Below are 24,612 nucleotides of genomic sequence, written 5' to 3'. Positions count from 1 at the left end.
GTCCTCCCTGCCTGTCGGAACGCCGTGGCACGGATCTGACACGTGGGCGGAGGGCCGACGCCTCCAGCCACCAGACCGGCACCAGGCCATGGTCGACGGCGGCGACGCGGTCCTCTGACAGGCACGGGGACGTGAGGGCCGACCGCTAGACTGGTCCGGCACCCCCGGAAGTCCCGTGCATCTACCTGCTGTTGAGCAAGGCGGCGCGCCCGATCACAGCAGCAGAGGTCATGTTCCACACGCGCCGCCCCAGCAGCACGCTCCTCCGGCACGCCGGCTTCTCGTACTTCCCCATCGCGTTCGCCGCCCGCCTGCCGTTCGCGATGATCACCGTCGGCGTCCTCACCCTGGTCGTCGCCGAGCGCGGCTCGGTGGTCCTCGGAGGTCTCACCTCCGCCGTCGCCGGCCTGGGCACGGCGCTGGCCGGCCCACTGCTGGGCGCGGCCGCCGACCGGTTCGGGCAGCGCCGGGTGCTCGTCCCGGTCGGGCTGGCCAACGCGGCCCTGCTCGCGGCCCTCCCGCCGGTCGTCGGCGGCAGCGCTCCGGACGCCGCCGTCCTGGGCCTGTCGGTCCTCGTCGGGGTCTCCGCACCCCAGGTCGCACCGATGTCCCGGACCCGCCTGGTCGCGATCATCCGCCGGGCCGTCGCCGCGACCCGCCGGGAGGAGGTGCTCACCGGGACGATGGCCTACGAGTCGGCGGCCGACGAGGTGGTCTTCATCGTCGGGCCCTTCCTCGTCGGCCTGCTGGCCGTCGCGGTAGCGCCGTCCCTCGCCGTCACGGCCGCGGCGGCGCTGACGTTGGTCTTCGTGACCTGGTTCGCCCTCCACCCGACCGGGCGGGTCGACGACGCGGCTCGGGAGACGGCCGTCCGGCCTGCCCCGGCCCGCGAGCTGGCCCGGTTCCCGCTGCTCACCGTCGTCGTCGGCGCGCTGGGGATCGGCCTCTTCTTCGGCGCGACGCTCACCTCGCTCACCGGCGTCCTCGCCGCCGACGGCGCCGGCGAACGCGCCGGCCTCCTCTACGGCGTCATGGGCATCGGCTCGGCCGCGCTGGCGCTGGGATCGGCGGCTCTCCCCGCGCGCTTCTCGCTGCGAGCACGGTGGATCGTGTTCGGCGGCCTGCTGCTGGCCGGGACACTCCTCTACGCGTCCGCCGGGTCGGTCACCGTGCTGGTCGTCGCGCTGGCGGTGCTCGGCTGCGGCGTCGGCCCGACCCTGGTCAGCCAGTACAGCCTCGCCGCGCAGTTCGGCCCGGCCGGCCGGTCGACCACCACGATGACGATGCTCGGCTCCGCGGTCGTCGTCGGCCAGGCCACCGCCTCGGCGGTCACCGGGGGCGTCGTCGAGCGGTTCGGCGCGGAGACCGCGCTGGTGCTCCCGGCGCTCGCCGCCGCCGTCGTCGTCGGCAGCGCACTGGCCTCCGCGGGAGCGGCGCAGCGCGCCCGCCGGCCGGAGCCGCTCCCGGCCTGACGCCTCCGCCGGCGGTGGGTGGTCAGTGACCGCGGAAGGCCTCCTCCAGCCACCACGACGGCCGGTCCCGGGTCACCTTGGCGTCGACGAGCAGCGGGGTGGCGCGGGGCCCCGCGAGCCACTCCCCCACCGCCGCCAGGTCCCCGGGATCCCGGACGGTGGCCGCCGAGAACCCGTGGCCGCGGGCGATCGCCGCGAAGTCCGTCTCGGGGAACCGCACGGTGTCCAGCGGATGCCCGTCGGGGCCGAAGTGGTGCACCTCGGCCCCGTAGGCGGCGTCGTCGTACACGACGACCACCATGGGCAGCCCGAGCCGGACGACGGTCTCCAGCTCCGAGGCGCCCATGAGCGCGCCGCCGTCCCCCAGAGCGGCGACGGGCAGGCGGTCGGGTCGGGCCAGCGCCGCGCCGATCGCGGTGGCCAGGCCCAGTCCCACCGACTGGAAGGCCTGGGTGAAGCAGAACCCGTGCTCGTCGGGGACGTCGAGGAACATGCTGGGGTAGCCCATGAAGTTGCCGGAGTCGACCGCGACGACGCGCTCGGCCGGCAGCAGGTCGTCGAGGGCGATCGTGAGCGTCCGCGGATCGATGAGGCCGGTCCCGCCGGCGTCGTCGAACGGCTCGTCCCGCCACCGTCCGCGCTCGGCGAGGGCCCGGCGTACCTCCGCGGTCCGGGAACCCGCCGGGTCGCCCTCCAGGACGGCGGCCACGGCCCGGGCCACCGCCCCGACGTCCCCCACGACCCCGACGTCGATGTCGCGCTGCGCCCCGAGCGCCTCGGGTTCCACGTCCACCTGGACGACAACAGCGCCGTCGGCGATCAGCCGCCCGTGGCGCATGGTCCACATGTTCAACGCGCACCCCCAGCCGACGACGAGGTCGGACCCGGCGATCAGCTCGGCGGCAAGCGGGGTGGCGAACCCGCCGGAGACGTCGAGGTCCCAGGGGTCGCCGCGGAAGAGCCCCTTGGCCACGGCAGACGTGGCCAGCAGGGCGCCGCACCGGTCGGCCAGGTCCACCAGCTCGGCCCGGTACCCGCGCGCTCCCCGACCGGCGACGAAGACCGGACGCCGCGCGCCCTGGATCGCCTCGGCGAGGCGTGCCACGTCGGCCGGCGCCGGCGCGGGCACCGGCGGGACCTCCGGCACGGTCCCCCGGTCGGCACGCGCCTCCTCCCCCTGCACGTCCAGCGGCAGGTTGAGGACGACGACGCGACGGCCGTCCCGCGCGGTGGCGAACGCCCGGGACGCCTGCGCGAGCGCGTCCCCGGCCGACTCGATCCGCATCGAGACCGCCCCGACCGCCTCGGCGAGCGCGGTCTGGTCGACGGAGAAGTTGGACCGCCGGGAGGTCGCCTCCGCCGTCACCACCACCAGCGGGGTGCGGCTCTTGGCCGCCTCGGTGATGCCGGTCAGCGCGTTGGTCAGCCCGCAGCCCTGGTGCAGGCTCAGCGCCGCCACGCTCCCGCTCATCCGCGCGTACGCGTCGGCCATCGTGGCCGCGCCGCCCTCGTGCCGGGCCGCGACGTAGCGGGCGCCGGCTCCGGCCATCGCGTTGGTGGTGTGGAAGTTCCCCGACCCCACGACCCCGAAGACCGTGTCGACCCCGCAGCGGACGAGCGTCTCGCCGACCGCCCGCGCGACGTTCATCCGTGCTCGACGAGGGCCAGCACCCGCGCGGGCGAACCGGAACCTCCGACGATCGGCAGGGGCGCGGCCACCAGCAGCGTCCCGGTCGGCGGGAGCCGGTCGAGGTTCTGCAACTGGGTCAGCCCGTACTTGCCGCTGCCCATGAGCGCCGCGTGGCAGGGGAACGGCGGGTCGAAGGAGTGCGCGGCACCGGCGTCGGTCCCGACGGTCTCCACGCCGAGGCCGATGACCGGCGCCTGCTCGGCCAGCCACCGGGCGCACTCGGGAGAGATCCCCGGGGTGTGCGGCCCGCTCTCGTCGGCGTTCAGGAAGTCCTCCTGCGAGAAGGCACGGGTGTCCCAGCCCGTGCGGTAGAGCAGCCAGCCGCCCTCCGGCAGCGGTCCGTGCGTCGCCTCCCACTGCTGGACGTGCTCGACCTCGAGGAGGAAGTCGGGGTCCTCGGCCACCTGGGCGGAGAAGTCCAGGACGGCAGCGGGCCCCACCAGCCGTCGCACCGGCACCGAGGCGACGTCGTCACCGTCGCGGCCGGTCACCCAGTGGTTCGGCGCGTCGAAGTGGGTGCCGGTGTGCTCCCCCGTGCGGAAGTTGTTCCAGTACCAGGCCGGTCCCCGGTCGTCGTACCGGCTGAGCTCCTCCAGCTCGAACCGCGCCGTCTGGGCGAACGGCGGCGGCAGCTGGATGACCGGCGTCGTCGACGACAGTGGCGCGGTGAGGTCGACGACCTCGAGGGAACCGGAGGCCAGTGCCTCGGCGAAGCTGGAGAGGAGCGACATCGCGGACCCTTCTGGCAGGTGGGGGCCCAGCCAACCACCCGGGATGCCGGAGGGGCTCGGAGGGCTCTGCGTTGTCGCCGCCACCCCCGCGTGCTGGACTGGGCGCGTGGTCCGCCTGCGCCAGCTCGTGCTCGCCGCGCGGGAGCAGGCACCGGTCGAGCAGGCGCTGCGCGAGCTCCTCGCCGCTCCCGCGCCGCACCACGACCCCGACGTCGGGGCGTTCGGCCTCACCAACGCCGTCCACGCCGCGGGCTGCGACTTCGTCGAGGTCGTGTCGCCCTCGGAGCCGGGCACGGCGGCCGGTCGGTGGCTGGCGCGGAACGGCGGCGACGGCGGCTACATGCTCATGGTCGACGGACCGGCGACGCTCACGGCGCCCGACCGCCTCGCGGCGCTCGCCGTGCGCGAGGTGCACCGCGTCGACTTGCCCGACGTCGTCGACGTGCACCTGCATCCCCGGGACACCGGCGGCGTGCTCCTCGCCCTCGACGCCGTCGACCCGGCCGGGTCGTGGCGATGGGCGGGTCCGGCCTGGACCGAGAGCAGCCCGACGTGCGCCGGTGGGCTGCGCGAGGTCACCGTGACAGTCCCCGACCCGGGCGAGGTGACCCGACGCTGGGCGGCGCTGCTGGACGTCCCGGCGGTCGGCGGCGGCTGCCGGCTGCCGCTCGACGACGGCCGCCAGCACCTCTCCTTCGTCGCCGGCGCAGGCGCCGTCGCCGCCGTGACCGCGGCGCGGTTGGCGTGGCCCGGCGTCGAACAGCGCGCCGCCGACGTCGGCGGAGTGCGTTTCGAGGTCGTCCCGCTGGAGGAGACGTGACCGACATCGACACCGGTACCGACCACCTGCTCGCCCGCATCGAGGACGGCGTCGCCGTGCTCACGATGAACCGCCCGGAGCGCCGGAACGCGCTGTCCGCGCAGATGGTCGGCGCTCTCGCCACCACGCTCGCGCGGGTGGAGGCGGACGACGCGGTCGGTGCCGTGGTGCTCACCGGGGCGGGTGGCGCGTTCTGCGCGGGCGGCGACGTCAAGGGCTTCGCCGAGCGCTCGCCCGGTGCGCCCGGGGCGTCGGCGGAGCGCCTGCAGCGCGCCAACCAGCGGGCCACCAGCGGGCGCCTGTGGCGGATGCCCAAGCCGACCGTGGCGGTGCTGCCCGGTGCCGCTGCGGGAGCGGGTCTGTCGCTCGCGCTGGCGTGCGACCTGCGCTACGCCGCGTCGTCCGCCGTGCTCACCACGGCCTTCGCCCGCGTCGCGCTCGCCGGCGACTACGGCAGCGCGTGGTTCCTCGTGCGCCTGGTGGGTCCGGCGCGCGCCCGCGAGCTGCTGTACCTCTCGCCGCGGCTGTCGGCGGACGACGCCCTGCGGCTGGGACTGGTCAACGCCGTGGTGCCGCCGGACGCCCTCGAGCGGGAGGCGATGGCGGTGGCGCGACGGCTGGCGAACGGGCCGCGCACGGCGCTGGCGTCGATGAAGGAGAACGTCGCGCTCGCGCTGACCGCCCCGCTGGACGAGTACATGGACGTCGAGGTGACACACCACCTCGCGACGTTCGCCACGGACGACCACGCCGAAGCCGCACGCGCCTTCGTCGAGAAGCGGGACCCGGTCTTCGGCGCCCGCGAGGCCGGTCCCGGGTGAGGGACGGAGGCTCCCCTTCTGTGCACTGGACGTGCACTGGCATCGAGCGGCCCCTCGTCATCGGCCGCGGATGTGCAGCGCCGGTGCGGACCGGTCGCCCGTGTCCGGGTCCCACTCGAGGACCCGTCGTTCACATCGCCAGGCCGCCGTCGACGGGCAGCACGACCCCGGTGATGTAGGCGGCCTCGGCCGAGGCGAGGAAGGCGACCGCTGCAGCCATCTCGTCGGGGTCGCCGAACCGGCCCAGGGGGATCGCCGCCTCCGTCTGTGCCCGCACCTCGTCGGGGATCGAGGCGATCATCCGCGTGTCGGCATTGGGCGAGATGGCGTTGACGGTGACCCCGAAGCCACCCAACTCCTTGGCGACGGTCTTGGTGAAGCCGATGACCCCCGCCTTCGCAGCGGCGTAGTTGGCCTGGCCGACGTTCCCGTGCAGTCCGGTGTAGGAGGTCACGTTGATGATCCGGCCGTGGTTCTGGGCGCGGAACGTCGGGATGCACGCCTGCGTGAAGTTGAAGGCGCCGGTGAGGTGCACCCCCAGGACGGCGTGCCAGTCCTCGGCCGTGAGCTTCCAGACGCGCCGGTCGCGCAGGATCCCGGCGTTGTTCACCAGGATGTCGACACGGCCCGTGTGCTCCAGCGCGACGTCGACGACGTGGTCGACCTGCTGACGGTCGGAGACGTCCGCCGTGACCGGGATGGCGCCGATCTCGGCCGCCGCGGAGGCGAGCACCTCCTCGTCCATGTCGACGGCGATCACCGCCGCGCCCGATGCGGCGAAGAGCCGGGCGATGCCCAGACCGACGCCGCGGCCGGCTCCGGTCACGATGGCGGTCCGGCCGGTGAAGTCGAACGAGACGTTCGAGTCCGAGCCGGTGCCCTCGGCGCTCATGCCGCCACCTCGAACAGTCCGGCGGCGCCCATGCCAATGGTGACGCACATCGAGATCACGACCCACGGTACGTCGCGCCGCCGTCCTCGGACCAGCGCGTGGCGACGAGGCGAGCCCCGTCATACCGTAGCGGTGGCCGAGGGCGGGCATGGTGAACCCGACGAGCCGGGGTCGGCCACCACGCAGCTCAGCCTGCTCCCCGTTCTCCATCGACGGGTCCCGCAGTGCCGCGTGGACCGGGAACGTCCCCGTAGCGGACGCCGACGGCGGCGGCAGGACACGCACCCGGAGTCCATCGCTCGTGTCGGCTGCTCCCGTCGGGTCGACCACGTCCCGCGTCCGTCGTCGGCCGCGTCGGTCCCCTCCGGCAGCAGGGTGATGGCGCTCGTGCTCAGGAGATCTGAGCCGGTATCTGCCGGCCCTCGACGAGCACGCACAGGTGCTGGAGCCCGGCGATCGAGGCGGCCTGCACCAGCGGCAACCGCACGAACACCGCGCCGAAGGGCCCCAGGAAGGAGGCGAACAGCCACAGCGAGGTCGCCAGGCAGAGCACGCGTCGGCGGGACCCACCGACGTCGATGCCCCGGCGGGCGGACGGCAGCGCCCCCACCGCGAAGGCCGTTCCCAGGACGACCGACAGCAGCGCGGCGCTCTGGGTTCCCCCCAGCCAGTGGGCGGGGAGGACGCCCAGCACGGCTGACGTGAGCGCGGCCGACCACCACAGGCGTCCGACGGGGCGGTCCCTCCCCCGGTCCGACTGCTCGTAGCAGTCCAGTTCGGTGGGCGGGTGCTCGGCCACCATCCGGGCCCGGTCACGGTGGACGGCCACGGAGGGATGCTCCTGCCGGACGCGCTCGGCGAGGTCGACCGGCACAGCGGCCGACAGCCAGAGGGCCTCGATCCGGCAGTGCTCGGCGCGCAGTCCCCGGGTCCCCGCGATGATGCGACCCCAGCAGGCGACCACCGCGAGGACGTGGCGGCTGCGGGGGTGGTCGGCGACCCACTGCTCCCCGCCGAAGGCGTAGAAACCGCAGGTGCAGTCCGGGTCGGGGCTGGGATGCGGCGGCCGGTCCGCGGCCAGGCAGCGCGCGGTGTTGGCACCGTCGTGCCAGGGGTCGTTGGAGAACAGGGGGTACAGGCCACCGTCCGGACCGATCCGGAAGGTGCGCAGCGCCCTGATCTGGCCCACCTGCGGCTCGAAGCCACCGTAGGGATCCACCGCGACTACTTGGCAGGCGATGGTTCCCGGGGCGGCGCGGGCCGCTCCGGCGAGGCCGGCCCGGGAGCCGGATCGGGCAGGGGCAGGACCTCGATGCGGCGGACTTCCTTGCCGATGTTGCCCATCCCTCGAGCGTAGGGACCCGGAGCCCGCTCGGGGCCTCTTCGCTCCCCGCGACGATCCGCCGGGATCCTCCGCGCTCGCTGGACCGGCACGGCGTGCGGGGCGAGGATCGGACGCGACGAGAGGGGTGGCGCCATGACCCGCCAGCAGCCGATCGAGCCGAGCGAGGTCTACCGGGCGGACGGGAGCCGAGTGCCCCAGCGGCGCACGGCGCTGGGCACGGTGCCGGCCGCGGTGCGGTCCCTCCTCCCGGCCCTGCTCCGCGGCACGACCGCCGGGTCGTTGGTCACCGCCTCGGCGTTCGCGGTCGCGGCGGCGGTCACCGCCCGCGCCGCGGAGATGGCACGCCAGGTGGTGGAGCAGGCGGCCCGGGAGGCGCTGGTCACGCGTCCTCCCGGACCGTGGATCGAGGTCTCGGTCACCCGGATCGAGGTGCGCTGGCCGCGCTGAGCCGCCTCGGGTGCCGCCTCCGGCAGACGGCACGCCTGCCGGAGACGCGAGAGGCCCCGCGGTCGGTGACCGCGGGGCCCCTGCCGTGTCCGAGGGGCACGCGGACGCCCCCCGGGTCCGGTCCTGCCCCGCCGGGCTACGGCCGGGAGAACACCTGCACGTCGTCCTTCTGGTCCGTGGCGGTCCACGGCTTGGAGCTGCCGCTGCCCGACATCCGGAAGGCGGGGTCGTGCTTGAGGATCTCGCGGCGCGCGATGGTCATCTTGTGCACCTCGTCCGGCCCGTCGGCGATGCGGAGCGTGCGCTGGTGCGCGTACATCTCGGCGAGCGGGGTGAACTGCGTGACGCCGGCCGCGCCGTGCACCTGGATCGCGCGGTCGATGACCTTGAGCACGATGTTCGGGACGGCGACCTTGATGCCGGAGATCTCGGTCGCTGCGGCCTTGTTGCCGACGGTGTCCATGAGGTGCGCGGTGTGCAGGACGTACCGGCGCGCCATGTCGATCTCGATGCGGGACTCGGCGATCCAGTCCTGCACCACGCCCTTCTGCGCGACGAGCGTGCCGAACGTCTCGCGCTGCAGCGCCCGCTCGACCATCAGGTCGAGGGCGCGCTCGGCGGCGCCGAGGGAGCGCATGCAGTGGTGGATGCGGCCGGGTCCGAGCCGCGCCTGGGAGATGGCGAAGCCGCTGCCCTCCTGGCCGAGCAGGTTGCCCGCCGGGACGCGGACGTCCTCGAAGACGACCTCGGGGTGCCCGCCGCGGTCGGCGTAGCCGAACACGGTCGGGCTGCGGCCGAACGACACACCGGGCGTGTCCTTGGGCACGACGATCATCGACTGCTGGGTGTGCCGCGGTGCCTGCGGATCCGTCTTGCCCATGACGATGAAGACCCGGCACCGCTCGCCCAGCGCGCCGGAGCTGAACCACTTGCGGCCGTTGAGGACGTACTCGTCGCCGTCCCGCTCGATGCGCAGGCTGATGTTGGTGGCGTCGGACGATGCCGAGTCGGGCTCGGTCATGCAGAACGCGGAGCGGATCTCGCCCTCCAGCAGCGGCAGCAGCCACCGCTGCTTGACCTCCTCCGACCCGTAGAGGTTCAGGACCTCCATGTTGCCGGTGTCCGGCGCGTTGCAGTTGAGCGCCTCGGAGGCGAACCCGACCTTGCCGAGCTCCTCGGAGATCGGCGCGTAGTCCAGGTTCGACAGCTTCGTGCCGGGGTGGTCCGGCTCGAGGTGCGGCAGGAACAGGTTCCACAGTCCACGCTCCCGCGCGGCCGCCTTGAGCTTGTCCATGATCGGCGGGTAGCCGGCCGGCCCCACGTGCTCGAGCTGCTCGTGGTACTCCCGCTCGTTCGGATAGACGTGGTCCGCCATGAAGCGTCGGACCTCGGCCAGGGCCGCCTGGCCCTGTTCGGTGAACTGCATGATCTCCCTCTCCCTGGCTGCTCGCGTCCGCTGCGTCGCGCACGGTGTGGGGGTCGGTCGTCCTCACGGCCGGTCCCGGACCTCGCCGCGAGGGTGGCGCACAGCTGGCGACTGCGCGCACGCCCTCACGCTGGGGACCATGGTGACGCCCGCCACCGCCGGACGTCGGCAGGCCGCTCCGGGGAACGCCGACCCACGGGCACAGGGGCGGTCCTGCGGCGGCGGAGGCCTCACCAGGTTCCCGCACCGGGGGATCTCCTGCCGCGCCTGCGGCCACGCGTGACCCGAGCCGGCGGGACGGTCGTGGCTCGGCGTCTCAGCCGGCCGTCGCGCGAGCGGCCTCCGCGATCAGGTCGGCGACCGCGCCGGGCCGGGACACCGCGACGGCGTGGGAGGCGTCGACCTCGACGGCCGTGGACCGCGCGCGCTCGGCCATGAAGACCTGCGCCTCGGCCGGGACCGCCAGGTCCTGGCGCGTGACCAGGGTCCAGGACGGGATCGTCCGCCAGGCCGCCGCCGTCGCCTTCTCCTCCAGCGCCTCGCTGGTGATCGGCCGCTGCGTCGCGACCATGAGGTCGGCCACCTCCGGGGGGACGTCGGCGGCGAACACCCGCCGGAACCTGTCGGGCCGGATGTAGAGGTCGGTCACCGTGCCGCCGTGCCCGTCGGGGACGGGGACGGGGTCCAGTGCGGACCCCAGCTCGTTGCCGGGGAACCTCCCGGCCAGCTCGCCGGTGCTCTCCCCCTCCTCCAGCAGGAAGCTGCCCACGTAGACGAGCGCCCGGACGCCGGGGTGTCCGTCCGCGGCCACGCTCATCACCGAGCCCCCGTAGGAGTGGCCGGCCAGGACGATCGGGCCACCCACCTGGTCCAGGACGCCGCGCAGCTGGTCGGCGTCGCTGCGCAGGCCCCGCAGCGGGTTCGCCGCGGCGAGGACCGGATAGCCCTCGCTCCGGAGCTGCTCGATCACCCCGTTCCAGCTCGCGGACTCGGCGAAGGCGCCGTGCACGAGCACCACGGTGGGCTTCTCCCCTGCGGGCGGGCGCTCGTCGGTGTCGATGGTCATCGTCGTCCCTCTCGATCGGCAGCGACCCCGACGACCGGATCGGCCGCGTCAGCGCTGGTTCGCCGACCGTAGGAAGCCGACCCCCCGCCTCGCGTACGTCAGGTGACGGTCGCGGCGACGGTGGAGGTGGCCGGTTCCGGACCGATCGCGGCACGCAGGGCCACGCGGGACGTGATGCCCAGCTTCGGGAAGATCCGGTGCAGGTGCGTGCCGACCGTCCGGTGCGACAGGTACAGCCGCGCGCCGATCTCCCGGTTGGTCAGGCCCTGCGCCGCCAGTTGCGCGATCAGGAGTTCCTGCGGGCTCAGCTGCTCGCGCGCCTCCGGGGTGCGCGGCCGGCTCTGCTCCCCGGAGGCCCGCAGCTCGGAGCGTGCCCGGTCCCCCCAGCCGGCGGCGCCCAGGGCGTCGAAGGTGTCCCGCGCGGCCCGCAGCGGAGCCCGGGACTCCGCCGCCCGCCGGCGCCGGCGCCGCCAGGCACCGTGGGCCAGCTGCAGGCGGGCACGGGCGAAGGGCCAGGCGGACAGGTCTGCCGCCAGGGCTGCGGAGAAGAGGTCCTCGGCCTCGTCCTCGGGGGCCAGGAGCGCCCGGCCGTACCGCAGTCCGACGAGCAGCACCGGTGACGACGTCCGCGCCGCGATCTCCTCGAGGTCCGCCACGATCGGCCCGACCTCGGACCGGTGCCCGCTGTGGACGGCCGCCTCCACCAGGTCGCCGACGGCGAAGCTGCGCACCACGGGGTGGTGGGCGGGGTCGGCCGGGTCGGAGAGGCGGACGAGGTGGTCCCAGGCCGCCTGGTGCAGCCCACGGTCCAGCGCGACCGTGCCCCGGGCGAACTGCACCCCCGCCAGGACGGCGTTCGAGTCGACCTCCAGGCCCAGCCGGGCCGCCTCGGCGAGGCGGTCCTCGACGTCCTCGGCGCCGCGGACCGCGGAGACCACCGACTGGACCACCAGGGCGACGGCCCCCATGAGCGGCTGCGCGGAGTCGGCGGCGAGCCGGGCCGCCTCGTCGGCAGCCGTGGCGGCCAGGTCGAACCTCCCGACGTTGAGCGCACTCCACGCCTGCACGGCCAGGGCCCGTCCCAGGAGCCCGAGTCGGCCCTCGGCCCGGAGGCCGGTCTGCGCCGACGTCAGGAACTCCACGGCGAGCGGGAAGTCCCCCACGACGCTCGCCGCGTCGCCGGCGGCCTGGGCCCGCAGCGCGTCCACCGGACCGCCGGACAGGGCGCGCAGCCGGTCGAGGACCAGCGCCCCGCGCTCGAACGGCGCCACGTAGGAGAGGACCTCGAGCACGAGCACGTCGTCCGGGTCGAGGGCCCGGTCGACGACCTCCAGGAGGCGGGCGCGCGCCTCGGCGCCGGGATCGGCCCACCAGCACCGCAGGGACGCGGCCTGGAGGAACCTCAGTGCCTGGTCGGCCCGGCCGTCGGCGGCGGCCGCGGCGGCGACCTCGGTCAGCACCCGGGTGCCCGCGCGCACGTCGCGGATGCCCTCCTCGAACCCCTCCCGGATCACCGTCATGCGGGTCCGCTCCCGAGCCGGGACGTCGAGGGCCGCGGTCTCCTGCAGGAGGCGGTCGACGACGTCGGGCCGCCCCCACTCGAAGGCGAGCTCGGCCGCCTGCAGGTAGCGCCGCGCCCGCTCCGCCGGATCCGCGGTCAACCGTGCGGCGCGCTCGAGCGCCGCCTGCGCCGCCGCCACGCCACCGCGGCGCTGTGCGCGGGCCGCGGCGTCCTCCAGGTCGGCGGCCACCGCGTCGTCCGGCGCGTCGCAGGCGACCGCCCGGTGCCAGGTCTGCCGGTCCGGGTCGCGCAGCGTCCCGGCGAGCGCGACGTGGGCGCGCTGCCGCTCGGCCAGGGTGGCCCGCTGGCGGATCGCGTGGCGGACCAGCGGGTGACGGAAGGCCAGCCCCGCCCCGTCGGCCACGACGAGCCCGACCTCGACCGCCGGGGTCAGTGCCTCCGCGGTCACCTCGTGGCCGCGGAGTGCGGACGCCGCGGCCCGGGCCGCCCCCAGGTCGCCCCCGTCCTCCAGGGCGGCGACGAGCAGCAGGTCCCGGGTCTCGTCGGGCAGCCCGGGGAGCCGGTCCGCGAACGCCTGCTCCAGTCGCGCGGTCAGCGTCAGGGGCGCCCACTCGTCCCGCGAGCCCTCCAGGGGCAGCTCCACCAGCGCGAGGGGGTTGCCCGTGGCCTCGGCCAGCAGGCGCCGGCGGACGGCCGGGTCGAGCTGCGGTGCCCGGCGCGCGAGCACGTCCTCGGCGGCGCGCCGGTCCAGGCGCGCCAGGTGGTGCTCCACCAGCGCCGGGCCGGAGAGGACGGGCGGGAACCCGTCCCGCTGGGCGGCCACCAGCACCACCGCCTCGGACTCCAGTCGCCGGGCGACGAACCCGAGGACGTCGGCGCTGGGCCGGTCGAGCCAGTGCGCGTCGTCGACCACCAGCACGAGGGGCTGGTCGGCGGCGCTGTCGCTGATCAGGGTCAGGGCCGCCAGACCGGTCAGGAACAGCTCCGGTGCGGCGTCGTCGGTCAGGCCGAACGCCGCCCTGAGCGCCCGCCGCTGCGGGGCGGGCAGCGCGGGGAGGCGGCCGAGCAGGGGCCGGACGAGCTGGTGGAGGCCGGCGAACGGGAGGGTCGCCTCGGACTCGACGCCGGTCGTGCTCACCACCCGCAGCCCGAGCGCGGCCGCGGTCCCGGACACGTGGTGGAGGAGGGCGGACTTGCCGATCCCTGCCTCGCCACGGACCAGGACGGCGACACCGCGGTGCCGGACGCCGTGCAGGAGCCGCTCGAGCGCGTCCATCTGCGCGTCCCGGCCGACCAGACCGGCCGTCGTTCCGTCCGCGCGCATCAGCGCCCACCACCGTCCGGCTGCTGGGTGGGCGATCGGCGACGCCCGGGGAGCTGGTCGCACGATATGGGCGGCGGGGTCGGACGCGGGAGGACAGGAGCGCCGGACGTCGCCCGCCCGGGGTCAGGCCACCAGTTCGCCTCCGGCACGGGCCGCGGCGACCGGGCCGGAGACCGCGGGCAGGCCCGGGTCGAGGACGGTCACCGGCTCGTCCGCGGCGGCGGGGGCGTCGTCGCGGGCCGCGGCGTAGGCCGCGCTCAACCGCCGGTAGGCGGGGCTGGCCAACGCCGCCAGGACGACGAGCAGCCCGATCGCCCCGGTGACGACGAAGACCAGGGCGATGCCGCGGGCAGGGCCGGTCCCGAACCAGCTGCCGATCGCCCGCGCGCCGGCGCCGTCGGTCATGAAGGGGATGACGACGAACTCGGTGAGCGGTGCCATGAGGAAGGCGGTCAGCGGCGAGGCCGCCTGCTCGACGCTCTGGGCGAAGCCGAACACCCGGCCCTGCCGCTCGTAGGGCACCACCCGCTGCAGCACGGTCTGCTCGGCGGCCTCGGCGAAGGGCATCACGAGCATGAACACCGCCATCGCCAGGGTCAGGGTGACCACCGAGGCGGCCAGCGGGAACAGCATCGTCCCGGCCCACATCACCGCGTTGACCAGCAGCAGGACCCGGATCGGGCGGCTGCCCAGACCGATCCGTGCCACGAGCAGCCCGCCGACGATCATCAGCGCCGACAGCCCGCCCCACAGCAGCCCCCACGCCTGCACCGACACCAGCGACAGGCCGTAGGGGTCCATCAGCGCCATGAACGCCCCGCCGAGGAAGTTGTTGAAGCAGCTGAACAGGACCAGCGGCAGCAGCCCGGGCACCCCGCGGACCAGGCGGAGCGTCCCCCGCAGGTCCACGCCGGACCCGGCCGTCGCGTCCTCCCCGCCCTCGGCGGAGGCGGCCGCCCGGTCCCCCGGCACCCGCACCCGGGTCAGGTGCGCGATCGACAGCACCAGGACGGTCAGGGTCACCGCGAGGACGGCGGTCATGCCGCCGAAGGCGACCAGCAGCCCGCTGATCACCGACGTGACCAGCATGGACAGGCCGCTGGCCGACCCGGCCAGGCCGTTGGCCCGGTCCCGCCGGTCCGCCGGGACCAGCAGCGTCACCAGGGTCGGCAGCGCGATCATGCGCGGGTTGCCGGCGATCACGCCCAGCATGAGCAGCACGACGAAGCACCACAGCGGCAGGCTGCCCGCCGTCGTGAAGGACTCCTCCGGGGTCAGCAGGTACACCGCGAGCGCGAGCCCGTAGAGCGCGGTGGACGCGGCCGCCGAGGCCTGCAGGACGACGTGCTTGCGGTGGTGGTCGACGAGGCTGCCGAACCAGATGCCGGTCGCGGCCGTGGCGACCAGGAAGATCCCGGCGATCATCCCGGTGGCGAACACCGACCCCGTCTCCAGGAACACCCAGAAGGTGACCGCGAACCAGACGGTGTAGTTGACGACCGAGACCAGCAGGTTGTTGACCAGCAGGTGCGCGAAGACCCGCTCGGGTCCCGAGCGCAGGTCCAGTGCGGGTGCCCGGTCGGCCACGGTCTCCTCCTGTCGTCGGCACCGGGTCCCGCGGGCGGGTGCCCGGCGCCGGTGCGGTCTCCAGGGAAGACCGCGCGAGGGGGACCGACTCATCGGTGCCGTGGTCGCAGGCGGAGCCCTACCGCCGGCGCACGCCCACCGCGCCCACCGCCCCGCGCAGGCCGACGCACCCCACGCAGCCGACGCACCCCACGCAGTCGATGCACGCGACGCAGGCGACGCACGCCGTACAGCCGACGTTGGCGACGCCGGCGAGGATGCCGGCGCTGCCCACGACACCCGCGCTGAGGACGACAGCGGCGCTGCCGATCACCCCCGCGCTGCCGGCGACGCCCGCGCTCATCCCGACGCCGGCACCGGCGACGGTGGCCGCGCTGCCGACGACGCCGGCCGAGGCGGCGGTGCTGGCGCTGCCGACCACGGCTCCGCTGTGCGCGGTGGCGGCGCTGCCGACGACTGCGCTGCTGCCCACGGTCGCGACGTCCCCGCGCGTACCTGCCTCGCCCGGGCCCCCGGGTGCTCGGCGACCGGCGCGCTCCTGCGACATGGGACCTCCTGGGGCCGAACCGGCACGGGACCCGGTCACGGTCCCGGCCCGACGCCCGGACCGCAACGGGCACCCACGCGGCCGTCGGACGACCGGCACCCGCGTCCCCTACCGTCGCACCGCGTGGGCACCGACGCACCGGACCTGACGGGGGCCGCCACCTGGCTCGACCCGGCGTGGCGGGGGCCCGCGCTCGAGTGGGCACACGAGCGGCTCGCCGCCGTCGGCCGCCGGCCCGCCGGCCCGCCGGAGCAGGTGCACGTGCGCGCCTGGTCGACGGCGATCCGCATCCCCACGGACGACGGCAGCGCGGTGTGGCTGAAGTCCGTGGGTGCCGGCTCGGCGCAGGAGCCGCCGCTGGCCGCGGCCCTCGGCGGCTGGGTGCCCGGCCGGGTGCTGGTGCCCCTGGGCGCGGACGCCGGCCGTCGGCTGCTGCTCCTGCCCGACGGCGGGACGACGCTGCGCGCGAGCGGCCGCGGCTCCGCCGTCGAGGCGTGGGAGGCGCTGCTGGCCGACCACGCCCGCCTGCAGGTCGAGGTCGCGGCGCACGCCGCCGGGATGGTCGGCCTCGGGGTGCCCGACGTGCGCCCCGAGCGGCTGCCCGGGCTGGTCGCCGACCTCCTCGCCGACGACGACGCGCTGCTCACCGGTTCATCCGACGGCCTCGACCCCGCCGTGCGCGAGCGGCTGCGCGGGTCCGCCGACGAGCACGCCGAGCTCTGCCGGGCGCTCGCCGCCGGTCCGGTGCCGGCGTCGCTGCAGCACGACGACCTGCACGACGGCAACGTCTTCGTGGCCGGGGACGGCCACCGGTTCTTCGACTGGGGCGACGCCTCGGTGTCGCACCCGTTCCTCAGCCTGCTCGTGCCGCTGCGGGTGGCCGCCGCCGTCCTCGACCTGCCGGCCGGCTCGCCGGTCCTGCTGCGGCTGCGCGAGGCCTACCTGCGGCCGTGGCAGGCCTTCGGCGAGGCCGCCGTGCTCCGCGACCTGGCCGACCTCGCGCTGCGGATCGCGCCGCTGGCCCGGGCGCTGAGCTGGCACCGCATCCTGCTCGGCGTGCACGCCGACGAGCGCGCCGAGTGGCAGGTGAGCGTGCCCGGCTGGCTGGCCGAGGCGGACGGGCCCGGCCCGCCGGCGGACGTCGGGACGACCTGAGCCGGCCGGCGGAGGACCGCCACGGACCGTCCCGTCACGCTAGGGTCCGCCATGACGACCCGGCGGGCCCTGCTCCTGATCGCCGACATCGGCGGCTACACGGAGTACATGCAGTACCACCGCAGCATGCTCGGGCACGCGGAGGCGGCCACGAGACGCCTGCTGGACACGATCGTCGGCGCCGCACGCGGCTTCGACCTCATCGAGATCGAGGGCGACGCGGCCTTCCTGTCCCGCGACGCCGAGGGCCTGGACGGGGCGGCGACGCTGTCGGCCGTCACCTCCGCGGCCGTCGCCATGCACCGCGCCTTCCACGCGCAGCGCCGGCTCATCGAGCTCAACATGTGCCCCTGCCGCAGCTGTACGCAGACCAGCGCGCTCAAGCTCAAGTTCGTCGCGCACGTCGGCGACGTCGCCACCCAGACGATCCGGCGCCGCACGAAGCTGGTCGGCGTCGACGTCATCTACGTCCACCGGCTGCTCAAGAACCCCATCACGGTGCCGGAGTACCTCCTCGTCACCGACGACCTCTTCCGCGACGGTGGCACCACCTCCGCCGACCTGGCGATCCACGAGATCGCCCAGGACCTCGAGGGCATCGGACACGTGCAGACCTACTACGTCGACGTCGAGGACATGGCCGCACCGGCCGATCCGCCGGCCGACCCCTCCTGGCGGGTGCGCATCGGCGCCACCTTCGACATGGTCGGCCGCGGCCTCCCGCACGTCCTCCCCCGCCGGCGCTCCCGCGCGCTGGCCGCCACGGGCTGAGGTCCGGGGCTACTCCACGGCCCGGCTGCGGAAGCGCTCGAGCTCCGACACCGGCAGGCGCGTCCCGGCGGCCCGCAGCAGCGAGACGACGTCCTGCGTGCGCCGGTCGAGCCGCTCGGCGAGGACGAAGGCCATGTCGGCCACGATCGACGTGGCCAGTCGCTCGTGCCGGGCCAGACGGGCCCGGACGTCGGCCGCACGCCACGTCACCATCCGCACCGGGGAGCTCGCCCGCGCCGTCGCGGTGCGCGAGGCGGAGGGCACGAACACCGACAGCTCACCGAGCAGCGACCCCGGGCCGAGCGTCGCGATGACCCGGCCGCCGGTGACGATCTCGACGCCGCCCTCCAGGACGGCCGAGACGCCGTCGGCCGGGTCGCCCTGCTCGAACAGGGTCGCGCCGGCCGCCACGACGCTCGTCGCCGTCTCCCGGCCGAGCTGCTCGAGGTCCTCGTCGGCGACGAGCCGGAACGGGCAGAAGGCCCGGATCCCCACGAGCTGCTCGGCGTCCACGCGCGGCACGGTAGCCCCGATCGCCCCGGGAGTCGGCCGTTCCGCTGCGAGGCCGGAGTCCCTTGCCAGGGCGGGGAGCACGCGCGGATGCTCAGCCGCAGCCGTCTCGGTCCCGCCGGGCACCAGGTCGGACCGTGTCCCGGAGGAGGCGGTGGTGGCGCAGGGGAGAACGGGGTTCGCCGAGCGTGCGTCCTGGCTCCTGCGGCTCCCGCTCGAGACCCCGACCGTCCCGTTCGAGGACGAGGCGACCGGGTGCACCCTCTGGCTCAAGCTCGACCACCTGCTGCCCAGCGGCTGCACCAAGGACCGGATGGCGACGAGCATCGTCGCGCACGCGATCGCCTCGGGTGAGGTGTCGCCCTCGACCGTCGTCGTCGAGGCGTCGAGCGGGTCCACCTCGATCGCGCTGAGCATGGTCTGCGCCACCGTCGGTGTGCCGTTCCGGGCGTACATGCCCAAGACGGTCAGCGGTGAGCGCGTCCTGATGATCCGCCGGCTCGGGGGCGACGTCGTCCTCACCGACGCCGAGCAGGGCATGACCGGCGCGGTCGCCGCGATGGTCCGCGACGCCGGCACCGAGCCCGACGTCTACGCCGCCCGGCAGTTCGAGAACCCGCGCAACGTCTTCGCCCACCGGCACTCGACCGGTCCCGAGCTCATCGCGCAGGTCGGGGCCGAGCTCGACGGCTTCGTCGCCGGGGTCGGCACCGGGGGCACGCTGATGGGCGTGGCCCACGCGCTGCGCGACCGCGGTCACCACACCGTCGTCGCCCGGGCGATGCCCACCGCCACCCTGACGGCGGAGGGCTCCCCGGAGGTCGTCGGCGGGATCCCGGGCGTCGTCGACGGCATGAGCCGGCTCCTCGACCCCGCCGCCGTCGGACTCGCCGAGACCGTGCTCGTGCCGGAGCGGGAGGCCGTGGCCACCGCGCGCGAGTTCGGCCGCCGCGGGCTGGGCATCGGCCCGTCGAGCGGGCTCAACATCGCCGCGGCCCGCCGGCTCGCCGCCCGCCTCGGCCCCGGGCACTCCGTGGGCACGGTCCTGCCCGACCGCATGGAGCGGTACTTCTCCACGGCGCTGTTCGACGACGTGAGCGCCGAGCTCTAGTCGCCCAGGAGGGACGCGTCCAGCTCCCGCTCCGGCAGGACCTGGACGAAGTACTCGACGCCGAACATCTCGCGGAGGATCGAGTCGGGGAACATCGCCGGGTCGATCGGGTACTGCGAACGGTGGGCCGCCGTCGCCCGGATCTTGTGGCCGACGAAGTCCGTGACGTCGATGCACGCGCTCACCCGCGCGTCGATGCGGTCCCCGGAGGGCAGCGTCCGGGTGAGCAGCGGGACGGCGTCCTCCCGCCGGCGGTCGACGGAGGGCGGTCCGGCGGCCAGGAACACGAGGCTCGTGACGTCGTCCAGGGCGACGACGTGCGCGTTGCGGGGCCGGCCGGTGGCGATGCCCTGCTCCCCGACGAACTCCCCCGGGCCCGACCGGTCGACCACCCGCACCCGGCCGTCGGCGCCCTCCCGCCGGATCTCCACGGAGCCCGACAGCAGGAAGTGCATCGTCGTCGCCTCCTCGCCCTGCTCCATGAGGTAGGTGCCGGAGGGGTACCACTCGACGCTGACGAAGTCGGCCGCGTAGCCGAGCGCCGTCGTCTCCCGGGAGAAGACCGACAGGGCGCGCACGAAGTCCCGGGTGCCGGTGAAGCGGCTGGTCAGCTCGACGACCCACGCGGCCAGGCGGTCGCGCAGCAGCATCCTGCTGCGCGGCAGGTGGCAGTGGAACAGCCGGACCGGCTTGCCGGAGCGCAGCTCGGCGCACGCCGCGGTGACCGCCGCGCCCACCGCCGTGTGGTCCGGGTGACCGGAGAACCCGTCGGGCCCGAACGTGACCACCACGTCGGGGTCGAACTCGGCGAGCAGCTCCGCCGCCTGCGCTTCCAGCACCCGGCCGTCGACACCGGCGAGGCCGCCGTCGGGGTGGTCGAGGCACCTGGTCAGCGCCAGCCCCAGTTCCTTGCCGGCCGCCTCGAGCTCCCGCTCCCGGACCGCTCCCAGGGTGGTCCGGGTCGCCACCGCGGCGTCCCGGATCTGGCCGGCTCCGCCCCGGGTGAACGCGACCACGCTGACCTCGGCGCCGGCGCTCGCGTACTTGGCGAAGGTGCCGCCGGCACAGATCGTCTCGTCGTCCGGGTGGGCGAAGACCCCGAGCACCCGCGGGGGTCTGCGGCCGGGGAGCTCCACCGACGAGTCGTGCGCCACGCGATCACCGTCGAATCCGCCGCTCACGGGTCCCGACCTGGACCCGCCGATCGGCCCAGGCTAGTGCGCGGACCCGGCGAGCCGCGGCGTCGGCGGCTCCCCCCGGCGACGCGGAGGAGGGCCCTAGGACCGGCGCGGTCACGGGACGACGGCACGACCATGGTCCCCAGGACACGGGGCGAGGAGAGGTCGGCCATGACCGCCAGCACCGGACACACGGGCACGACAGACACGGGCACGACGACCGGCAACGCCGCCACCGTCGCCGAGCTGTACGCCGCCTTCGCCCGGGGCGACGTCCCGGCGTTCCTCGCCCGGCTCGCCGACGACGTCGCCTGGGAGGACTGGCGGGACAACTGGGCCCAGCGGGCGGGCATCCCCACCATGGCGCGGCGCACCGGACCGGCCGAGGTGGCGGACTTCTTCGCCGTCGTCGGCACCTGGACGCCGCACGAGTTCACCGTGCTCGACGTCATCGGCGACGGACGCCAGGTCGTCGCCGAGGTGCGGGCGGAGTTCACCCTGCCGGGCGGCGGCCGCTTCGCGGACGAGGAGCTCCACCTGTGGACCTTCGACGGGTCCGGCCGGGTCGTCCGCCTCCGGCACTACCTGGACACGGCCAAGCACGTCGCGGCGGCCCGGGGCGAGGACACGACGGCGCGCTGACCGCTCCTCCCGACCGTCCCGGCCCCCGCCGCGTCACCGGTGCGTCCTCGGGTCCTGGGTGGGGTCGGCGTACGGGCGCGGGCAGCCGTGGCCGACCGCGCCGGGGCGCAGCTCGTAGTGCCAGGGCTCGTTGGAGTAGACCCGGCACAGGCCGTGCTCCGCGCCGTGCTCGGCCAGCCACGCCATGGCCTGGGCGGGCCCGACGTCGACCGCGTCCCCCGACACGTGCGCGGAGGTGTCCGCGGTGGCCACCCAGCGGGCGGCCTCCTCCTCGGACCCGTGCTCGGCGACCGCCTCGCGCAGCAGCTGGTCCTGGTACTCCGGGGAGCGCCAGCCGCTGGTGACGGTGAACGGGACGCCGGCGTCCGCAGCTGCCCGGCGCAGCGCGCCGAGGAGAGCCGGGTCGAGGTTGGCCACCCCCGGGAACCCGTCGTCGAACACGCCCACGCCGTCGGGGAGGACGCCGTCGGCCTCGTCGACCGCGGCACGATCCTCGCGGGGCAGGACGCCGGGGGGCGCGTCGGCCGGGGACGACGCGGTCACCGGCGACCGCGCCACCGGGGATCCGGTCGCCGACGGCTGCCGGCCGGGCGCGACGGCGATCACCGCCACCACCACCAGCAGGACGGCGACGAGGACCCCGACGATCCGGCGGGTCGTCGGCCGGGCCGACTCACTCCTGGTTCTCGTCCGAGTCGTCATGCCCGGAGTCAAGGCAGCGCGGTGTTGCCGGGGCGTTCGCGTTTTCCGATACCCGGGCGATACGCGCCCGCTCCTAGCATCGGCGCGTGCGCGTGCTGGTGGTCGAGGACGAGCTCTACATGGCGGAGGCCATCCGTGACGGGCTGCGCCTCGACGCGATCGCCGCCGACGTCGCCGGGGACGGCGACACCGCCCTGGAACTGCTCAGCCTGAACAGCTACGACGTCGCCGTCCTCGACCGCGACGTCCCCGGGCCCTCCGGTGACCAGGTCGCCGCGAGCATCGTCGCCTCCGGCAGCGGCCTGCCGATCCTCATGCTCACCGCGGCCGACCGGCTCGACGACAAGGCGTCGGGGTTCGGGCTCGGTGCCGACGACTACCTCACCAAGCCCTTCGAGCTGCGCGAGCTGGTCCTCCGGCTCCGGGCGCTCGACCGCCGGCGGGCGCACAGCCGCCCGCCCGTGCGGGAGATCACCGGCCTGCGCGTGGACCCGTTCCGCCGCGAGGTCCACCGCGACGGGCGGTACGTCGCGCTGACCCGGAAGCAGTTCGCGGTGCTCGAGGTCCTCGTGGCGGCCGAGGGCGGGGTCGTCAGCGCCGAGGAGCTGCTGGCACGCGCGTGGGACGAGAACGCCGACCCCTTCACCAACGCCGTGCGCATCACGGTCTCGGCGCTGCGCAAGCGGCTCGGCGAGCCCTGGGTCATCGCGACCGTGCCCGGCGTCGGCTACCGCATCGACACCGCACCCGACACCGCACCCGGCACCCGACGTGGGTGAGGAGCGGGCGCCGGGACCGAGCGTCCGCCTCCGGCTCACCCTCAGCTACGCCGGGTTCCTGGTGGTGGCCGGGGCCCTGCTGCTCGCCGTCGTGTGGGTGTTCCTGCTGCGCTACGTGCCCGAGGACGTCCGGTCCGGCCAGGGCGTCCCCGGCGGCGGCGCTCCACCGCCGCCGTTCATCCCGAGCCGCTCGGACCTGCAGCGCGCGTTCGTCCCGAAGGCGGCCGGGGCGCTGGTCTTCCTGCTGGTCCTCGGCCTCCTGGGCGGGTGGGTCCTCGCCGGCCGCGTGCTCGCTCCTCTGACCCGGATCACCCACGCCACCCGCCTGGCCGCGGGCGGATCGCTCTCCCACCGGATCCGGCTGCCGGGCCGCCGGGACGAGTTCCGCGAGCTCGCCGACAGCTTCGACGCCATGCTCGCGCGGCTGGAGGGGCACGTCGCCGCGCAGGAGCGGTTCGCGGCCAACGCCTCGCACGAGCTGCGCACGCCGCTGGCGATCACCCAGACCCTCCTCGACGTCGCCCGCGGGGACCCCGACGGCGACACCGGCGAGCTCCTCGACCGCCTCCACGCCGTCAACGCGCGGGCGATCGAGCTGACCGAGGCGCTGCTCCTGCTCAGCCGCAGCGACGCGGCGACCGTCGTCCGGGAGGACGTCGACCTGTCCCTCCTGGCGGAGGAGGCGACCGAGACGCTGCTCCCGCTCGCCGAGCGGCGCGGGGTCACCGTCGAGACCTCCGGCGACGTCGCCCCCGCCGTCGGCTCCCCCGCGCTCCTGCTGCAGCTGACGGCGAACCTCGTCCAGAACGCGATCGTGCACAACCTGCCCGACGGCGGCGCCGTCTGGGTCACCACGGCCGCCCGCCCCGGGACCGCCGTGCTCACCGTCGAGAACACCGGCGAGCGGCTCGCCGCCGAGCTCGTCCCGACGCTGACCGAGCCCTTCCGGCGCGGCACCGGGCGCATCCGCACCGAGGCCGCGGGGGTCGGTCTCGGCCTGGCGATCGTGCAGAACATCACCGCGGTGCACGGCGGGACCCTCACGATCGTCTCGCGCGCCCCGGGCGGCCTCCGGGTCACCGTCGAGCTGCCCACCCCGGAGCAGACGCACAGCCGGTGAGCGGAACGCCTGACCGGCTGTGCGGACCGGGTCTCAGACCCCGGCGGTGGACCGGATCCGGATGAACTCGCCCATCGCCCGGGCCACGGGCTCGGGGCTCTGGAGGTGCAGGAGGTGACCGACCCCGTCGATCGTGCGCTCCTCGGCGTCCGGCAGTGACGTCCGGAGGAGCGCGGCGACCTCTCCGAACAGCGGCAGGGTGTCGCTGCCGAGCACAGACAGCGTCGGGCAACCGATGGCCGATGCCTCTCCGGGGTCGAGAGCCCACCCGGCCATGGCGGGCAGCTCGGCACCGAAGAGGGTGTCGGCGTCCCGGACCGCCTGCCCCACCACGCCCGGGATCCGCGCCTCGAGCACGGCCTCGCACGTCGCCCAGTCCAGGCCGCTCGCGGCGCTGAGGAACAGGGCCCAGGCCCGCTCGTGGTTCCCGCTGCCGTACGCCTCGAACGCCGGCGCCGCCCCCTGGAGCACCGCCCCGCCGCTGGGCACCGAGAGCACGAACGGCTCGAGGAGGACCAACGTGCGGACGACCGCCGGGTCGTCGACCGCGAGCTGGAGGGCGACGACCCCGCCGGTCGAGTGGCCGGCGACGTGGGCACGCCGCACCCCCAGGTGCTCGAGCAGTGCCGCGGCGTCCGCGGCGTGCTCGGCGACGGTCACCGGCGCCGGGGTGTGCGTGCTCCTGCCCCAACCGCGCCGGTGGTACCGGATCAGCTGGTAGCGGTCGGCCAGCGCCGGCTCGGCCATCAGCGGCAGGAACCCGTCCGCGAGGACGGAGCTGATGAACAGCACGGGCTCGCCCCGACCGACCACCGTGTACTCCAGCTCGATCCCGTTGACGTGTGCTCGCGACATGGCTCCTCCTCGGGAGTTCTCGCGGGGACGGGGAGCCCCCACCCGGGAGGCGGAAGAAGGACAGTTACGGCGGTGAGCCCCGCGGTTACGGGCGGGACC

Annotated in this window: 23 protein-coding genes; 10 read left to right on the top strand and 13 right to left on the bottom strand. The window is 75.2% G+C overall.

Going from position 1 to position 24,612, the window contains the following annotated elements; translation table 11 throughout:
• The first annotated feature begins 230 nt into the window (after positions 1–230).
• The gene (locus FN207_RS21005) at positions 231–1,472 is read left to right on the top strand and encodes an MFS transporter (protein ID WP_142460393.1); all 1,242 of its coding nucleotides are present in this window, start codon (positions 231–233) and stop codon (positions 1,470–1,472) included.
• A 22-nt stretch (positions 1,473–1,494) separates the two neighbouring features.
• Here FN207_RS21005 and FN207_RS21000 read toward each other — a convergent pair whose 3' ends face one another.
• Positions 1,495–3,120, bottom strand: coding sequence for a thiamine pyrophosphate-binding protein (locus tag FN207_RS21000; protein WP_142460392.1), 1,626 nt, complete (start codon positions 3,118–3,120; stop codon positions 1,495–1,497).
• Positions 3,117–3,893 carry a cyclase family protein gene (locus FN207_RS20995; RefSeq protein WP_142460391.1) on the bottom strand — a complete coding sequence of 259 codons (777 nt, stop codon included), beginning with the start codon at positions 3,891–3,893 and terminating at the stop codon, positions 3,117–3,119. The genes FN207_RS21000 and FN207_RS20995 overlap by 4 nt, the downstream gene beginning before the upstream one ends.
• Before the next feature lie 106 nt (positions 3,894–3,999).
• Here FN207_RS20995 and FN207_RS26745 point away from each other — a divergent pair, with 106 nt between their 5' ends.
• Positions 4,000–4,713 (top strand): hypothetical protein, encoded by a 714-nt coding sequence (locus tag FN207_RS26745; protein WP_221888331.1) that lies wholly within the window; start codon positions 4,000–4,002, stop codon positions 4,711–4,713.
• A complete protein-coding gene (locus FN207_RS20990; protein WP_221888330.1) occupies positions 4,710–5,534 on the top strand; it encodes an enoyl-CoA hydratase-related protein in 825 nt (274 codons plus the stop codon). The genes FN207_RS26745 and FN207_RS20990 overlap by 4 nt, the downstream gene beginning before the upstream one ends.
• A gap of 130 nt (positions 5,535–5,664) precedes the next feature.
• On the opposite strand, the gene FN207_RS20985 is transcribed toward FN207_RS20990, so the two are convergent.
• Together FN207_RS20985 and FN207_RS20975 are read right to left on the bottom strand one after the other, a co-directional pair.
• Positions 5,665–6,426 (bottom strand): 3-oxoacyl-ACP reductase family protein, encoded by a 762-nt coding sequence (locus FN207_RS20985; RefSeq protein WP_142460389.1) that lies wholly within the window; start codon positions 6,424–6,426, stop codon positions 5,665–5,667.
• Between the two features lie 391 nt (positions 6,427–6,817).
• Positions 6,818–7,645, bottom strand: a complete 828-nt coding sequence (locus tag FN207_RS20975; RefSeq protein ID WP_142460388.1) for a hypothetical protein — start codon at positions 7,643–7,645, stop codon at positions 6,818–6,820.
• A 258-nt stretch (positions 7,646–7,903) separates the two neighbouring features.
• On the opposite strand from FN207_RS20975, the gene FN207_RS20970 reads away from it, so the two are divergent.
• Entirely contained in the window at positions 7,904–8,218 is a 315-nt protein-coding gene (locus FN207_RS20970) for a hypothetical protein (protein WP_142460387.1), read from the top strand.
• 136 nt (positions 8,219–8,354) lie between these two features.
• Here FN207_RS20970 and FN207_RS20965 read toward each other — a convergent pair whose 3' ends face one another.
• From FN207_RS20965 to FN207_RS20945, 5 genes are all read right to left on the bottom strand, one after another.
• Complete coding sequence (locus FN207_RS20965) at positions 8,355–9,644, bottom strand: acyl-CoA dehydrogenase family protein (protein ID WP_142460386.1); 1,290 nt, start codon at positions 9,642–9,644, stop codon at positions 8,355–8,357.
• Between the two features lie 316 nt (positions 9,645–9,960).
• The gene (locus FN207_RS20960) at positions 9,961–10,710 is read right to left on the bottom strand and encodes an alpha/beta fold hydrolase (protein ID WP_142460385.1); all 750 of its coding nucleotides are present in this window, start codon (positions 10,708–10,710) and stop codon (positions 9,961–9,963) included.
• 98 nt (positions 10,711–10,808) lie between these two features.
• Positions 10,809–13,556 carry an ATP-binding protein gene (locus FN207_RS20955; protein ID WP_142460384.1) on the bottom strand — a complete coding sequence of 916 codons (2,748 nt, stop codon included), beginning with the start codon at positions 13,554–13,556 and terminating at the stop codon, positions 10,809–10,811.
• A gap of 123 nt (positions 13,557–13,679) precedes the next feature.
• Positions 13,680–15,143: an MFS transporter gene (locus tag FN207_RS20950; protein WP_221888329.1), complete on the bottom strand. Its 1,464-nt coding sequence runs from the start codon at positions 15,141–15,143 to the stop codon at positions 13,680–13,682.
• 118 nt (positions 15,144–15,261) lie between these two features.
• Complete coding sequence (locus tag FN207_RS20945) at positions 15,262–15,615, bottom strand: hypothetical protein (protein ID WP_221888328.1); 354 nt, start codon at positions 15,613–15,615, stop codon at positions 15,262–15,264.
• A gap of 198 nt (positions 15,616–15,813) precedes the next feature.
• On the opposite strand from FN207_RS20945, the gene FN207_RS20940 reads away from it, so the two are divergent.
• Positions 15,814–16,845, top strand: coding sequence for a phosphotransferase (locus FN207_RS20940; protein WP_185938464.1), 1,032 nt, complete (start codon positions 15,814–15,816; stop codon positions 16,843–16,845).
• Between the two features lie 51 nt (positions 16,846–16,896).
• Complete coding sequence (locus FN207_RS20935; RefSeq protein ID WP_142460380.1) at positions 16,897–17,616, top strand: DUF2652 domain-containing protein; 720 nt, start codon at positions 16,897–16,899, stop codon at positions 17,614–17,616.
• A gap of 9 nt (positions 17,617–17,625) precedes the next feature.
• Here FN207_RS20935 and FN207_RS26470 read toward each other — a convergent pair whose 3' ends face one another.
• Positions 17,626–18,129: a cyclic nucleotide-binding domain-containing protein gene (locus FN207_RS26470; RefSeq protein ID WP_221888327.1), complete on the bottom strand. Its 504-nt coding sequence runs from the start codon at positions 18,127–18,129 to the stop codon at positions 17,626–17,628.
• A gap of 154 nt (positions 18,130–18,283) precedes the next feature.
• On the opposite strand from FN207_RS26470, the gene FN207_RS20925 reads away from it, so the two are divergent.
• Positions 18,284–19,237, top strand: coding sequence for a PLP-dependent cysteine synthase family protein (locus FN207_RS20925; protein ID WP_221888326.1), 954 nt, complete (start codon positions 18,284–18,286; stop codon positions 19,235–19,237).
• Here the strand turns inward: FN207_RS20925 and FN207_RS20920 are convergent.
• Complete coding sequence (locus tag FN207_RS20920; protein WP_142460378.1) at positions 19,234–20,391, bottom strand: PIG-L family deacetylase; 1,158 nt, start codon at positions 20,389–20,391, stop codon at positions 19,234–19,236. The genes FN207_RS20925 and FN207_RS20920 overlap by 4 nt on opposite strands.
• A gap of 195 nt (positions 20,392–20,586) precedes the next feature.
• Here FN207_RS20920 and FN207_RS20915 point away from each other — a divergent pair, with 195 nt between their 5' ends.
• Positions 20,587–21,057, top strand: coding sequence for a nuclear transport factor 2 family protein (locus FN207_RS20915; protein WP_185938461.1), 471 nt, complete (start codon positions 20,587–20,589; stop codon positions 21,055–21,057).
• A gap of 33 nt (positions 21,058–21,090) precedes the next feature.
• Here FN207_RS20915 and FN207_RS20910 read toward each other — a convergent pair whose 3' ends face one another.
• Complete coding sequence (locus tag FN207_RS20910) at positions 21,091–21,759, bottom strand: M15 family metallopeptidase (protein ID WP_142460376.1); 669 nt, start codon at positions 21,757–21,759, stop codon at positions 21,091–21,093.
• Between the two features lie 86 nt (positions 21,760–21,845).
• Between FN207_RS20910 and FN207_RS20905 the strand changes: the two genes are divergently transcribed.
• Together FN207_RS20905 and FN207_RS20900 are read left to right on the top strand one after the other, a co-directional pair.
• Entirely contained in the window at positions 21,846–22,538 is a 693-nt protein-coding gene (locus FN207_RS20905) for a response regulator transcription factor (RefSeq protein ID WP_142460375.1), read from the top strand.
• The gene (locus FN207_RS20900) at positions 22,531–23,658 is read left to right on the top strand and encodes a sensor histidine kinase (protein ID WP_142460374.1); all 1,128 of its coding nucleotides are present in this window, start codon (positions 22,531–22,533) and stop codon (positions 23,656–23,658) included. The genes FN207_RS20905 and FN207_RS20900 overlap by 8 nt, the downstream gene beginning before the upstream one ends.
• A gap of 33 nt (positions 23,659–23,691) precedes the next feature.
• Here FN207_RS20900 and FN207_RS20895 read toward each other — a convergent pair whose 3' ends face one another.
• Entirely contained in the window at positions 23,692–24,513 is an 822-nt protein-coding gene (locus FN207_RS20895) for an alpha/beta fold hydrolase (RefSeq protein ID WP_142460373.1), read from the bottom strand.
• Positions 24,514–24,612: the final 99 nt, after the last annotated feature.

Source organism: Geodermatophilus aquaeductus, from assembly GCF_900182545.1.
Lineage (GTDB): Bacteria > Actinomycetota > Actinomycetes > Mycobacteriales > Geodermatophilaceae > Geodermatophilus > Geodermatophilus aquaeductus.
Note: the sequence above shows the minus strand (reverse complement) of the source record. Positions and strands in the feature narration are given on the sequence as shown.